12 protein-coding genes and 1 pseudogene are annotated in these 12,816 nt (G+C 66.2%); 3 read left to right on the forward strand and 10 right to left on the reverse strand.

Annotated elements, in window-relative coordinates; genetic code table 11:
* Positions 1–5 precede the first annotated feature (5 nt).
* Genes QA609_RS04280 through hemC form a run of 3 tightly spaced genes read right to left on the reverse strand, consistent with a single transcriptional unit; the run spans position 6 to position 2,684 of the window.
* Positions 6–749 carry a uroporphyrinogen-III synthase gene (locus QA609_RS04280; protein WP_278301344.1) on the reverse strand — a complete coding sequence of 248 codons (744 nt, stop codon included), beginning with the start codon at positions 747–749 and terminating at the stop codon, positions 6–8.
* 4 nt (positions 750–753) lie between these two features.
* Positions 754–1,560, reverse strand: a complete 807-nt coding sequence (gene cobA / locus QA609_RS04285; protein ID WP_278301345.1) for a uroporphyrinogen-III C-methyltransferase — start codon at positions 1,558–1,560, stop codon at positions 754–756.
* On the reverse strand, positions 1,560–2,684 hold the full coding sequence (hemC, locus tag QA609_RS04290; RefSeq protein ID WP_278301346.1) for a hydroxymethylbilane synthase: 1,125 nt from the start codon (positions 2,682–2,684) through the stop codon (positions 1,560–1,562). Before hemC ends, cobA begins: the two co-directional genes overlap by 1 nt.
* A 145-nt stretch (positions 2,685–2,829) precedes the next feature.
* On the opposite strand from hemC, the gene QA609_RS04295 reads away from it, so the two are divergent.
* Positions 2,830–3,195, forward strand: coding sequence for a group 1 truncated hemoglobin (locus tag QA609_RS04295; RefSeq protein WP_278301347.1), 366 nt, complete (start codon positions 2,830–2,832; stop codon positions 3,193–3,195).
* A gap of 6 nt (positions 3,196–3,201) precedes the next feature.
* Here QA609_RS04295 and QA609_RS04300 read toward each other — a convergent pair whose 3' ends face one another.
* From QA609_RS04300 to QA609_RS04325, 6 genes and pseudogenes are all read right to left on the reverse strand, one after another.
* Positions 3,202–3,888: a hypothetical protein gene (locus QA609_RS04300; protein ID WP_278301348.1), complete on the reverse strand. Its 687-nt coding sequence runs from the start codon at positions 3,886–3,888 to the stop codon at positions 3,202–3,204.
* A 76-nt stretch (positions 3,889–3,964) separates the two neighbouring features.
* Positions 3,965–5,311 (reverse strand): glutamate-1-semialdehyde 2,1-aminomutase, encoded by a 1,347-nt coding sequence (locus QA609_RS04305; RefSeq protein WP_278301349.1) that lies wholly within the window; start codon positions 5,309–5,311, stop codon positions 3,965–3,967.
* A 126-nt stretch (positions 5,312–5,437) separates the two neighbouring features.
* A complete protein-coding gene (locus QA609_RS04310) occupies positions 5,438–7,189 on the reverse strand; it encodes an ammonium transporter (protein WP_278301350.1) in 1,752 nt (583 codons plus the stop codon).
* Positions 7,190–7,670: 481 nt separating this feature from the next.
* A pseudogene (locus QA609_RS04315) lies at positions 7,671–8,042 on the reverse strand (P-II family nitrogen regulator); the annotation flags it as partial.
* Positions 8,043–8,269: 227 nt separating this feature from the next.
* A complete protein-coding gene (gene hemB / locus QA609_RS04320; protein WP_278301351.1) occupies positions 8,270–9,295 on the reverse strand; it encodes a porphobilinogen synthase in 1,026 nt (341 codons plus the stop codon).
* A gap of 162 nt (positions 9,296–9,457) precedes the next feature.
* Positions 9,458–10,942: a sodium:solute symporter family protein gene (locus QA609_RS04325; RefSeq protein ID WP_278301352.1), complete on the reverse strand. Its 1,485-nt coding sequence runs from the start codon at positions 10,940–10,942 to the stop codon at positions 9,458–9,460.
* A 478-nt stretch (positions 10,943–11,420) separates the two neighbouring features.
* Between QA609_RS04325 and QA609_RS04330 the strand changes: the two genes are divergently transcribed.
* Together QA609_RS04330 and QA609_RS04335 are read left to right on the forward strand one after the other, a co-directional pair.
* The gene (locus QA609_RS04330; protein ID WP_278301353.1) at positions 11,421–12,209 is read left to right on the forward strand and encodes a helix-turn-helix domain-containing protein; all 789 of its coding nucleotides are present in this window, start codon (positions 11,421–11,423) and stop codon (positions 12,207–12,209) included.
* Positions 12,210–12,307: 98 nt separating this feature from the next.
* A complete protein-coding gene (locus QA609_RS04335; RefSeq protein ID WP_278301354.1) occupies positions 12,308–12,631 on the forward strand; it encodes a ferredoxin family protein in 324 nt (107 codons plus the stop codon).
* Here the strand turns inward: QA609_RS04335 and QA609_RS04340 are convergent, their stop codons facing one another.
* Positions 12,632–12,796: a DUF6757 family protein gene (locus QA609_RS04340; protein ID WP_007141157.1), complete on the reverse strand. Its 165-nt coding sequence runs from the start codon at positions 12,794–12,796 to the stop codon at positions 12,632–12,634.
* Between the last annotated feature and the right edge of the window lie 20 nt (positions 12,797–12,816).

Here is a 12,816-nt window from a genome sequence, read left to right on the forward strand (position 1 = left end):
GGCGATCAGTCGCGGTACGTCGGCGCTGCAGTCTCGACGGTCTCGCAGGCCAGCGCGTCGAAGGTCGCCTCGCTCGCGACCACGTCGACGTCGATTCCGCGCTCGGCGGCCGTCTCCCGGGTTGGTTCCCCGATGACGCCGACGGTCGCGTCCTCGAGCCCATCGACCGCTTCCTCGCGAAGGCCCCGTTCCCCTGCGGCCTCGAGGAAGTGATCGACGGTCAACGAGGAGGTAAAGCAGGCGGCGTCGAGCTCGCCGCCGGCCGCCCGCTCGGCCGATACGCCGCTGCCCTCGGGTCGGACGAGCCGGTAGAGGATCGTCTCGTGGACGTACGCACCGGCGGCCTCGAACCCGTCCAGAAGGACGGGACTGCCGTGGTCGCTGCGGGCGACCTCGATCCGGGCGCCGTCGATTCGATCGGAGAGGGTGACGACCAGGCCGCTCGAGGTGTACTCGTCGGGAACGACGTCGACCTCGTAGCCCGCCTCGCGGACGGCCGCGGCCGTCTTCGGGCCGATCGCACAGACGGTCGCGTTGCCGGGGTTCCAGCCCGAGTCGGCGACGAGTTCGGCGCCGGTTTTGCTCGTCAGGACGACGTAGTCGGCGTCCTCTCGAGGCGTAGCGTCGGCTGCTTCGATCGACAGCATCGGATCCGGAACCGGCGTCGCGCCAAGCGAGTCGATCAGTTCGACCGCGTCGGCGAGCCGTTCGTCGTCGGGTCGGAACACCGCGACGGAAAGGTCTCGCATCCGGTTACACCTCCCCGTCCGTCGCCGTCGTCTCGCTCGCCGTCTCGTTGGCGAGGAACTCGAAGACGGTCGCTCTGGTCGCGGCGACCTCGCCGATGACGGTCACTGCGGGCGGCCTGATTCCGACCTCGTCGCGGGCGCCGACGATCGTCTCGAGGGTTCCCGTCGCGACCTGCTGGTTCGACCAGGTGGCGCGCTCGACGAGCGCGACCGGCGTCTCGGAGGCCATCCCGGCCTCGAGCAGCGCGTCGGTGTAGTCGGGGAGGCGCTTGACGCCCATCAGCACGACGATGGTGCCGCCGACGGCGGCCAGGGCCTCCCAGTCGACAGCCGACTCGGATTTCGTGGGGTCCTCGTGGCCCGTGACCACCGACAGCGAGGAGGCGTGGTCGCGGTGGGTAACCGGAATCCCGGCGACGGCGGGCGCGGCGGTCGCGGAGGTGACGCCGGGGACGATCTCGAAGGGAACGCCGTGCTCCGCGAGGTGTTCGGCCTCCTCGCCGCCGCGGCCGAAGACGAACGAGTCGCCGCCCTTCAGCCGGACGATGGAGTTCCCCTCGCGGGCGAGTTCGACGAGTCGCTCGTTGATCTCCGACTGGGGAGTACGCTCACCGCCCGCCCGCTTGCCGACGTCCTCACAGCGCTCCGGAGAGAGACCGTCGAGGATCTCGGGGCCGGGCAGCCTGTCGTGGAGGACGACGTCGGCGCGCTCGAGCAGTCGCTTCCCCTTCACGGTCAACAGCTCCGGATCGCCCGGCCCGCTGCCGACGAGGTAGACGGTTCCGGGCTCCGGGTCGACGATGTCGGCCATCACTTCCCCTCCGGTTGCTCCTCCGGCGCTGGCTCGGCGTCTTCGCGGGCGGCGTCGATCAGCTTCGCGGCCCCGCGGTCGGCGAGGTCGGCGGCGAACTCGCGGGCGGCCTCGGCGTGGCGCTCGACGGGCAGATCCCGGCTCGCCGCGACGGACTCCTCGCCGTCGCGGTCGAAGACCGTGACCGTGGCGCGGACGTACTCGCCCTGGATGACGCCGTAGACGCCGATCGGGGCGATACAGCCCCCGCCCAGCTCCGCGAGCACGGTACGCTCGACGGTCGTCTCGACGCGACTCCGGGGATGGTCGAGCAGCGTCTGGAGGTCGTCCGCGGTCTCGCCGTCGACCGCGGTAACCGCCAGAGCCCCCTGTCCCGGCGCGGGGACGAACGTCGTCGGCGACAGCTGCTGGTAGTCGACGGAGTGGGTGAGGCCGCTGCGCTCGAGGCCGGCCTCGGCGAGCACGATCGCGTCGTACTCGGTCTCGACCTCCCGGCCCAGCGCCCCCTTCTCGAGCTCGGAGAGGTCGTCGAACCAGTCGTCGACGGTGCGGTCGTACTCGGGTTCGAAGTCGTCGTCCCCGACGTTTCCCTTCCGCTCCTTGTCGGCCTCGCTTCGCTCCTGGTGTTCGGCCTGCAGCGACGGTGCGAGCAGCTTCTCGAGGCGCGTGTCGACGTTCCCCCGTAGCGGCTCGACCTCGAGGTCCGGTCGCTCCGATAGCAGCTGTGCGCGCCGGCGCAGGCTCGAGGTGCCGACGGTCGCCCCGTCGGGCAACTCCCCGAGGGTGGCGCCGTCGGGCGTGACGAGGACGTCGCCCGGCCGCCCTCGCTCGGGGACCGCCGCCGTTACGAGCTCCTCGGGCTGGTCGGTCGGCATGTCCTTCATCGAGTGGATCGCGCCGTCGACCTCCCCCTCGAGGATCCGCTCGTCGAGTTCGCGGACGAACGCCCCCGTCTTCCCCAGTCGGTGGATCAGTTCGTCCCGTATCTGGTCGCCCGTCGTCTCGACGGTGACGAGCTCGACCTCGTACCGTCGCTCCTCGAGGGCCTCCTGTACGAGTGCGGCCTGTCGCCGGGCCAGGTCCGACCCCCGCGTCGCCAGTCGCAGCGTCCCGCGCGTTCTCATAGGCGGTACTCGTCGCCTGAGGTATGAAAAGCGCACGCTTGTCGGTCACACTTTCGAACCGAGCTCCGATCGCTCCGTTTCCCGCTGTGGAGCCGACGACATGTTCGGGACTGGCTTTATTAGCGAGTGCTAACTATCGTTCTCCGTGACAGACACACTCTACGACCGTCTCGGGGGCCGAGACGCGATCGGAGCCGTCGTCGACGAGTTCTACGATCGGGTGCTCGAGGACGAGCGAGTCGCGTACTATTTCGAGGACGTCGACATGCAGAAACAGCGGGCCCACCAGACGCAGTTCATCAGCTCCGTTACCGGTGGCCCCGTCGAGTACTCAGGTGCGGAGATGGAGGCGGCCCACGAGGGGATGGGGATCACGCCGACGGAGTTCGACGCGATCGCGACCCACCTCGACGAGACGCTGGCGTCGTTCGACGTCGACGACGAGGACCGACGGGCCGTCATGGAGGCGGTCGCGAGCTACCGGCCGGCCATCGTCACCGCGTCGGACTGAGCGCGATCACGGCGTTCCGAGGGTTCGGTGGCGCCGCAGCAGGTAGTAGCCGGCGAGGATCGGCTGTAACGGCGCCACGAACAGGGTCAGGAAGGCGAATCCGAGGTAGAGTCCGGGGTTCGGCCGCCAGGTAGTACTTCGGGTACAGACGTAGGCCGCGTCCTGGTGGATCGCGATCGGAAACGTTCCGAACGCGATCGCCCCCGAGAGCCCGATCACGGTAAACAACGGCCCCGGAAACGCGAGGACGACGGCGACGACCGCCGCGACGAGTCCGATCACTGTCGTTCCGAACGAGATCGCGACGACGAGCCACCACTCCGACCAACCCGGCGGGGTCCCGAAGCGACGGTGGCGTCGAAAGAGGTAGACGACGCCCGCGATCGGGGCCCACAACAGCGCGAAGGCGGCGTTGAGCCACGGGTTCGGTCGCCACTCCCCGCTCGCCAGCGGCTGTCGACGGACCCGCCGGGCGTCCAGCAGGAGCGCCCCCGCCAACCCGATCGTCAGAAGCGTGTACCCGAACGTGCCGAACAGGACCAGCCCCCGCTGAAGCAACGGGACCCCGAGATCGGCCTCCCGGAGCACCCCGATGACTCCGACGCCGATCACCGGCGGGAACAGATAGAGCAGCCGCTCCGCGACGCGGGCCCAGTCGAGCTCGGCGGCACTCGAGGGGAACTCGAGGTCCATCAGCCGCCCGCGGTGCTCGAGTCGGCCGACGTTCGTCCGTCCCTTAGCTTCCGACGGTCCGCCATCACCGTTGCGACTACAGCGCCTCCTTGTACGCCTCGAGGGTCTCCTCGACGTCCTCCTCGGTGTGGCCGTAGCTGACGAACTGGCACTCGAACTGGTTCTGCGAGAGGAACACGCCCCGCTCTTTCATCTGACCCCAGAAGATCCGCCGCCAGCGGTCGGTCTCGGCGTTTTTGACGTCGGCCGCGTTCTTCGGACAGCTGTCGTAGCGCGGGCAGGTCGGCCGCTGTCGACACCCGTTCGAGCACTGCTCCTCGAGGGAGTTCGCGCCCGGTCCGTCGCGGGTGAAGATCACCTTGAACATGCTGTCGGTACCGGTGACGGTGTAACTCGGCGCCTGGTCGGCGAGGACCTCAGTCAGCCCGCTTCGCAGCTGCTCGCCGAGCCCGTTGACGTGGCCGTAGACGTCGTTCTCGGCGGCGAACTGCAGGGTCTCGAGGCCCGCGGCCATCGTGACGGGGTGGCCGGAGAACGTACCGGCCTGGAACACCGGACCCGAGGGCGCCAGCTGTTCGACGATCTCGGCGCGGCCGCCGAGCGCGCCGACGGGGAAGCCGCCGCCGACGATCTTGCCGAACGTCGTCAGGTCGGGGGTGACGCCGAGCTCGCTCTGAGCACAGCCCAGCCCGCCGACGCGGAATCCCGTGATCACCTCGTCGAAGATCAGCAAGGAGCCGTGTTCGTCGGTGATCTTGCGGAGGAACTCGTGGTAGCCGTCCTCGGGGTAGACGACGCCGTGGTTCGCCAGGATGGGTTCGGTCATGACGGCCGCGATGTCGTCGCCGTGTTCCTCGAAGACCTCGCGAACGGCGTCCTCGTCGTTGAACGGTACCGGAAGCGTGTGTTCGGCGAAAGACTGCGGAACGCCCGCCGACGACGGAGCCGGATTCTCGGCGTCGCCCTCGACCAGCGTCGACTCCTGTGCGCCGTGGTACCCGCCCTGCATGACGACGATCTTGTTCCGACCCGTGTACCCTCGAGCGAGTCGCACCGCGGAGGTCGTCGCCTCGGTGCCGGAGTTGACGAAGCGGATCTTCTCGACGCTGGGGACGTGGCGAACGACGAACTCCGCCAGATCGACCTCGATCTCGGTCGGGGTGCCGTACATCGGCCCCTCGCTGGCGTTTCGCTGGATGCCCGCGCGAACGGGTTCGGGAAGGTCGTGGCCCAGCAGCAGCGGACCCAGCCCCATCACCCAGTCGATGTATCGGTTGCCGTCAGCGTCGATGACGTGACCGCCGTCGCCCTTCTGGACGAAGAACGGGTAGGGTTCGATCGCCGCGCGAACCGCCGAGTTGACGCCCCCGGGCATCACCGACAGCGCCCGGTCGTACAGGTCGCGTGAGTGGTCGTCGGTCATGGGCGAGCCTTACGAGCGGGACGGCAAAGTAGTACCGAGGTTCGCTCGTCGGCCGCGCTCGAGCGCGGTCGACACGCTCGCGACCTCGAGCCGATGGAAGAAGCCGCGACGCACGTTCCGACCCGATCAGACCGCGTCGGTCCCGGTCTTGCCGGTCCGGATCTGGACGGCGCGTTCGACGGGAGTAACGAAGACCTTTCCATCGCCGGGTTCGCCGGTGTTCGCCCCCTCACAGATCGCGTCGACGACGGTCTCGGCAGGAATGTCGGCGACGACGCACTCGATCTTGACCTTCTGGTGGAGGTCAACGGTGTACTCCTCGCCGCGCCACTGGCCCTTCTTGGCGGGCTGTGAGCCCCGCCCGGAGACGTTCGTCACCGTCAGCGACGGTGCGCCGGCCTCGGCCAGCGACTGCTTGACCGCGCCGAGGCGGTCGGGGCGAACGATAGCGGTAACCATCTTGATCTCGCCGCCGTTCGGGCTTCCCCCGTCGGTCCGAATGCGCTCATCGTCGACGCTTCCGCCGTCCGTCGCGACGTCTGGACCGCCGAACTCGGGGTAGGTGTCGACGCCGTGTTCGGTGACGTCGAGCCCGTCGCGCTCGTGTTCGGGGGTCACGCGGGCCTGTCCGATCGCCTTGAACGCGCCCCAGACGGCGGCAGTCGCGGCGACCGTCCAGACCGTGATCGTGGCGACGCCGATGGCCTGAGGGGCGAACGCGCTCGCCTCGATCGAGAGGATCCCGCCGGCGACGACGCCGCCGCCGATCGCGGTTCCCTCGATCGACCACAGCGGGTAGATGAGCAATCCGAGCATCCCCGCGGTCCCGTGAACCGGGAACACCGCACAGACGTCGTCGATCTTGAGCCGCTCGTCGACGAACTTGAAGACGATCGGAAGCTGCGCGCCGGCGAGGAAGCCGATCGCGATCGCACCCATCGGGGTGATGAGGTTCGTCGGACCGGTGACGCCGACCAGCCCCGCGAGCATCCCGTTCGCGACGTACAGCGTGTCGACCTTGCCGTTTATCGCCAGCGAGACGCTCGAGGCGCCGAGTGCACCAAGCCCCATCCCGAGGGCGGTGACCATCGCGACGCTACCGACGTACTCGAAGTCGGCCAGCCCGACGACCTCGCCGGCCGCCGCGCCGGCGTCGACGTCGACGACCGTTGCGGCCGTCCCGACGTTGAAGCCGAACCAGCCGAAACAGAGGATCAGCGTCCCCAGTACGGCGAACGTCATCGAGTGCCCTGGGATGATGTTGACGCTGCCGTCCTCGTTGTACTTGTCCATCCGCGCGCCGAGGATCCAAGCTGCGGTGAGCCCGGCGACGCCGCCGACGCCGTGGACGACCATCCCACCCGCGAAGTCAGCAAACCCGAGGCTCGCGAGGATCGGCTCCCCGCCCGGGGCGTACCAGACCATCGCGGCGACGACCGGGTAGATGACCGCTGCGAGCAGGAACGTGTACGTAATGTACGCCCGAAGCTTCGCGCGGCCCGCGACGGCCCCGGAGACGATCGTGGCCGCGGTCATCGCGAACACCGCGCTGAACAGCCACATCGCCCAGTCGAACGATCCCTCGCCGAACATCGTCAGCGGCCCGGCGTCGCCGCCGCCCAGCGCCGCGCCGACGTTGTTCGAGAGCCCCATCCCGATTACGAAGAAGACGAAGATGCCGACCGCCCAGGTCAGCATGTTCTTCGTCAGCTGGTTCGCGACGTTCTTCGAGCGGACCTGCCCTGCCTCGAGCATCGCGAAGCCGGCGTGCATGAAGAATATCAGGAACGTCACCGTCAGCGCCCACATCAGGTTCATCCCCGTCGCGAGCTGTTCGATATCGGCCGTCGAGACCTCGAGTGCGATCGGTTCGATCACGAATCGCTCACCTCGTTCGTAGGACTTCTGCTCGAGTTCTGTAAGCGATCGTCCACTCTCTGTGCTATACCTTCCGTGTATGTGTTCTGGTTCACGGGTAACGGTGATGGAAGTGAATAGTATAAGGCTTAGCCTTGACATCCGGTCGTATATTGATGGATATTTGCGTCAGGCGTAGATATCTATAGGCAGTTTAATCCGTATAAGGGGATTCGAATCGGACTCAGACTGGTGTTTCGATCGCCGATACGACGGTTACGAACGATACCATCCTGAGATAATCGGTCTTCGACGTAAATTTCTCCGTCACCGCAGCCGATCGTAGCCCGCGCGGAAAGTGTTGCCGACAGTTTCCCGCCGCGGGCTCGCCGTTGGACGTTCGTCCGAAACTGCTTCGCAGTGCTTCACCGACCGTTTGGCCACTCGATCGGCCGATTCTCCCGCGCTTTTCCCATCAAAAACGGTTCACGTCGGGCACCGCTCAAACCGCGTCGGTCCCGGTCTTGCCGGTCCGAATCTGGACGGCGCGTTCGACGGGAGTAACGAAGACCTTTCCGTCACCGGGCTCGCCGGTGTTCGCGCCCTCACAGATCGCGTCGACGACGGTTTCAGCGGGAATATCGGCGACGACGCACTCGATCTTGACCTTCTGGTGGAGGTCGACGGTGTACTCCTCGCCGCGCCACTGGCCCTTCTTGGCGGGCTGTGAGCCCCGCCCGGAGACGTTCGTCACCGTCAGCGACGGTGCGCCGGCTTCGGCCAGCGACTGCTTGACCGCGCCGAGGCGGTCGGGGCGAACGATGGCGGTAACCATCTTTATCTCTCCGTCGTTCGGCTTTCCTCCGTCCGTCTGCGCGTCCTCGCCGCTCGTGTCTGAGCTCACGTCTTCGGATGGGAAAGAGGAAAATATAACGATTGGTGTTGACAGTCGTGTCGTTCTGGAGAGAGTATATGCCCTATTGTCCAGTATATTAGGGGGCGCAACTCGTACAAGGTCGGTTGTTTCAGAAGCACCTTCAGTTCGAGACGGAAATCCGACGGTCGTCGAGCCGATCCGTCGCTTCCGAACGGTCCGCCGAGCTAGCTCCGATCGGACAAACGCTCGGCGACGTCCTCGGCGAAGTAGGTCAGAATCAGATCCGCACCCGCGCGCTTGATCGAGAGCAGCGATTCGTGTGCGACGGCCTCGAGGTCGAGCCACCCCTTCTCGCTTGCGGCGTGGAGCATCGCGTACTCGCCGGAGACGTTGTAGGCGGCGATCGGGTGGTCGAACTCCCGGCGAAGGTCGCCGACGATGTCGAGGTACGGCAGCGCGGGTTTGACCATCAGGACGTCGGCGCCTTGCTCCGCGTCCAGTCGAACCTCCCGCATCGCCTCGCGCGCGTTCGCGGGATCCATCTGGTAGTGGCGGCGGTCGCCGAAGGCGGGCGCGCCGTCGGCCGCGTCGCGGAACGGCCCGTAGAAGGCGCTCTCGTACTTCGCGGCGTAGCTCATGATCGGGACGTGCTCGAACCCCTCGCGGTCGAGACCCGCGCGGATGGCGGCGACCATCCCGTCCATCATCCCGCTGGGTGCGATCATGTCCGCGCCGGCCTCGGCGTGAGAGACGGCGATCCGGTCCAGCGCCTCCAGCGTCGCGTCGTTGTCGACGGTCCGAATCGGATCGCACTCCGGACCGTGTTCGTGCGAGCCGTCCTCGCCGCGGAGTTCCGCCTCGAGCGGGCCACAGTGGCCGTGATCGGTGTACTCGCAGAGACAGACGTCCGTGATGACGTAGGCGTCGGTCTCGCTCGTGATCCGTCGAGTCGCCTCCTGGACGACGCCGTCGTCGGCCCAGGCGCGAGTTCCTTCGGGATCCTTCGATTCGGGGATCCCAAAGAGCATGACGGCCTCGACGCCGGTCTCGAGCACCTCCTCGACGCGGGCGACGCTCTCGTCGATCGGCACCCGCTCGTGGCCGGGCATCGTCTCGATCGGGCGGCGCTCGTCGGTCGTCGCGTCGACGAACACCGGGGCGATGAAGTCGGCGGGCTCGAGGCTCGTTTCGCTGACTAACCCGCGAACCCGGTCCTGGCGGAGTCGTCGCGGACGGTGGGTGAGATCCATACCTGTTCTACCGAGGGCACGTCCAAAAGGGGTGCGCTCACGCGCCGTCGTCGCGAGCGAAACGTGACGTTCAGTCTGCGGCAGCGTCTATTTGGCTGCCCGGCTCCGAGCACGAATCCGCTCGAGACGAATACGGTTTCCGACCGCGTCCTCCCGTCGTTCTCAGTCGTCGTCCTCTGCCGGACGGACGTCCTTGGTAGTGAGTCGGTCCATGTCCCGACTCGCCAGTTCCCGGACCTCCTGGTTGCTGAAGGTCTCTCCGTCGTACAGCAGACTTACGACGACGATCGTGATAACCGCCGCGGCCGTCGCGGGGACGGCTGGTTCGACCTGTCCCTCGCCGAACAGTTCGGGTGAGCCGAGGCCGAACTCCCAGACGACGAAGACGACCCCGCCGACGATGAAGGCGGGGAGCCCGGATTCCCGGACGGTGCGATCCCACAACATCATCACCAGTCCCGCGAACAGCACCGACATGATTCCCATTCCGAGCGTGTTGATGACGATGATCTCGATACCGCTGAGGGCGATCAGCGCGGCACTGACGCCGAAGCCGATGATCGTCAGCCGCGTGACGAGGACGAGGTGAGCGTCGGTGAGGTTCTCGCGCCCGCCCCGGAGCGGGATGTAGAGATCGTTGATAAAACTCGTCGAGCCGGCCAGCAGGAACGAGTCCGCGCCGGTGATGACCGAGGAGACGGCCGCGGCCAGCAACAGGCCGGCGAAGACGTCCGGAAGCATGTTGGTGATCGTCCAGGCGAACGCCATCTCGGACTCAATGTTGGCGCCCTGCGCGTTGGCGATCATGCCGGCCGCGGCGGTGAGGATACCGTAGCCGGTAATGACCGTCCCGGCCAGGAAGGTCCCGAACATCGCGACCTTCCTGCTGCGGGCGGACCAGGTGCGCTGGAGCATCTGCTGTTGTGCTCCAGCGACCGTGATATACATTAGATACCAGGTGCCGATCTGAACGATCCCGACGCCGATCCAGTTCGTGTGTCCCTCCGGAACGCCGGCGGTGATCGTTCCGACGCCGCCGGCGTTGGTCACCGCAAGCGGGATCGCGACGACCATCCCGAAGATGATGACGATCCCGTGGAGCGTGTCCGTGTACGCGACCGTGTTCATTCCACCGTAAGCGGTGAGACCGACGAAGACCGCGACGCTCACCCAGAACGCCGTTGTCAGATCGAGCCCGGTAGTGACCGCGAGCACTGATGCCATCCCGATCGTCTGTCCCGTCGTCAGTGCGATCTGGCCGACGACGGTAAACAGCCCGGCGAAGTACTTCGTGTATTCGCCGTAAACCCGCCCCAGCAGCTCGGGGACGCTGACGACCTCGAACGAGTAAATGAAGCCGATAAACAGCGTCATCGTCATCCAGGCCAACCCCTGGGTCATCGCGTACCACTGGGCACTGATCCCCTCGATGAACGCTTCCTGGGCGATTCCCATCGTGAGACCGCCGCCTGCGAACGTCGCGAAGTACGTCATCATGTAGACGGGCAGGCTCAGGTTCCGGCCGGCCAGGGTGAACTCGACGTACCCCTCGCCAGCGCCCCGTCCGTACCAGAGTCCGACAGCCAGAGTTACCGCGAAGTACCCGATCATCGTCGCAACGATCGGGTCCGTAACTGTATCAATCATACAAACACCTCGTGAAAATTTCCACCTGCGTCATATGTTACCTCTCTCAATTGAAAATTTCTCGAAACGGCCTGCACATGTAAGCCGATTATTCGATCCTCACCGAACGGTTCGGAGTCACAGCTGGTACTCCCGCTAATAACGGACTCGACGCGCTGCTGCAGCGTTTCCTCCGTCGGACTGTCGCCGGTGCGTTGTCACTGGAGAAGTAACAGTACAGCTGTCTCCCTCGAGATCACACACGAGCTATACGACGTCAACCGAACTATCGGTCGTGACTGGAACGGGTCGTCGAAAGGGAGCAGCACGCTGTGTCGAGTGCGGGCGCGCGCTGGCGGTCTGGCTGTCGTCGTCGGGCGAGATCAACCCGATCGGCAGCACTACAGGCTGTCCGTGCGGCGGAACAGAGTTCGATTCACTGGGGTGAACGATACCGCGAGAACGTCCGACTTTTAGCCGCCGACGCCCGTGTCCACGTATGTCCAAAACCGAGGAGGCGGTCACCGCGCTGTCGGAACTCGGGCTCACCGAGTACGAAGCGCGGTGCTTCGTCGCTCTGACGAAGCTCACGACCGGAACGGCAAAGGAGATCAGCCAGGTTTCGGACGTTCCCCGGTCGCGCGTGTACGATACGATCGAACGACTCGACCGGAAGGGGCTCGTCGACGTCCAACAGTCCGACCCCCGCGAGTACCGCGCGGTCGAAGTGGAGACGGCGTGTCGCCGGATCCGCGAGAACTACGACTCCCGGATCAACACCGCCGAGAACGCACTCGAGCAGATCGAACAGCCCGAGTCGACCGAAGACGCGGGCGTCTGGTCGATCTCGGAGACCGACCACGTTACCGATCGGATCGCCTCCTTCGTCGAAAACGCCGAGGAGTCGGTCCACCACGTCGTCGCGACCGACGAGGTAGTCGACGACGCGATCCTCGCGGAACTACGTGGAGCGACCGACCGTGGCGTCGAGGTCGTCGTCGAGGTTCCGACGGACGACGATAGGAAGGCCTTCGAGGAGGCCGTCCCGGATGCAACCGTCGTCGTCGCCCCGGACCTCGAGACGACTAACGCCGTCTACTCGGAGTGGCCCGGACAGCTCCTGCTCGTCGACCACGAGTCGGTCGTCGCGGCGGCGATCAAGGAGGGCGGACTCCCCGACGTCATCCAGCAGTCGGCGATCTGGACGTACGGCCACGATCACGGCGTGGCCGTCTGGATCCGCGAGCTGCTCGACGACCGTCGCGCGTTCCGGGAACGGGAGGACTGAGCCGTCCCGACGGACGATCGCGTCGCGACGTTCCGCCGCCGTCGGCCGGAATACGGCACATACTTTTAAGTCCTGGCGGCGATTTTTACCTGTTAGCAATGACCATAGATCCGCAGTTCCACGAGAACCGGGAACAGGTCGACGAACACAACGGCCACGCCGTCTGGGGCCCCGTCGACGAACCCGAAGAGCTCGGTATTCACGGCACTCACGTCGCGGTCGACTTCGACCTCTGTATCGCCGACGGTGCCTGCCTGGAGGACTGTCCCGTCGACGTCTTCGAGTGGGTCGACACGCCGGGCCATCCCGAGAGCGAGGAGAAGGCGGATCCGGCGAAGGAGGCCCAGTGTATCGATTGTATGCTCTGTGTCGACGTCTGCCCCGTCGACGCCATCGACGTCGACGCCGGGCGGACGGCCTGATTACTCGGCTCGGTCGACGTCGACCTGCTCCTTGAGCGTCTCGAGGCCGTCGGCTTCGGCGAGTTCCTGCAACCGCTCGCGGAAGTGCTCCTCGCAGAGTCCGACCTTGAGTCCGTCGGATTCGGCTGCGAATGCAGCTTCGCGGTCGCAGTAGTGGCAGTTCATACGCGTTCGTACGAGCCAGG

The organism is Natronococcus sp. A-GB7 (assembly GCF_029688865.1).
GTDB lineage: Archaea > Halobacteriota > Halobacteria > Halobacteriales > Natrialbaceae > Natronococcus.